This is a genomic window from Actinomadura napierensis (assembly GCF_039529375.1).
In the GTDB taxonomy this organism is placed as follows: domain Bacteria; phylum Actinomycetota; class Actinomycetes; order Streptosporangiales; family Streptosporangiaceae; genus Spirillospora; species Spirillospora napierensis.
On record NZ_BAAAMR010000316.1, the window covers coordinates 1 to 687 of the forward strand.

The window sequence follows — 687 nt, forward strand, 5'->3', positions numbered from 1 at the left end:
CCGATGCCGAGAACTTAACTGCTTATTTAACGCAGTTGATTGAACGCCGTCAGGACTTGGACTTTCCTTGGTATCCAGCGCGCGTGGTGTGCCATGACATCTTGGGTCAAACTGCATTGGTTGACCTTGCAGGTTTGCGTGATGCGATTGCTGAGAAGGGCGGCGACCCATCTAAAGTTAACCCAGTTGTACCAACACAGCTCATTGTCGACCACTCTTTAGCAGTGGAATACGGTGGTGCTGACCCAGACGCTTTTGCAAAAAACCGTGCTGTTGAAGACCGTCGTAACGAAGACCGTTTCCACTTTATTGAGTGGACCAAAACTGCATTTAAAAATGTCGATGTGATCCCTGCGGGGAACGGCATTATGCACCAGATTAACCTAGAGAAAATGTCTCCGGTGATTCAGGCGCGTGATGGCGTAGCATTCCCAGATACATGTGTCGGTACAGACTCACACACACCACATACAGACGCCTTGGGCGTAATTTCTGTGGGTGTAGGTGGTTTAGAAGCTGAAAACGTAATGTTGGGCCGTGCATCTTGGATGCGTCTGCCAGACATTATTGGTGTTGAGTTGGTTGGTCAGCGTCAGGCAGGCATTACTGCAACAGATATCGTACTTGCTTTAACCGAGTTCTTGCGTAAAGAGCGCGTAGTGGGTGCTTACCTTGAGTTCTTTGGTG

Annotated in this window: 1 protein-coding gene; it reads left to right on the forward strand. The window is 49.2% G+C overall.

Annotation, left to right across the window (positions count from 1 at the left end; translation table 11 throughout):
* Positions 1–687: aconitase family protein (locus tag ABD296_RS49680; RefSeq protein ID WP_344285575.1), on the forward strand; the 687-nt coding region annotated here is incomplete at both ends.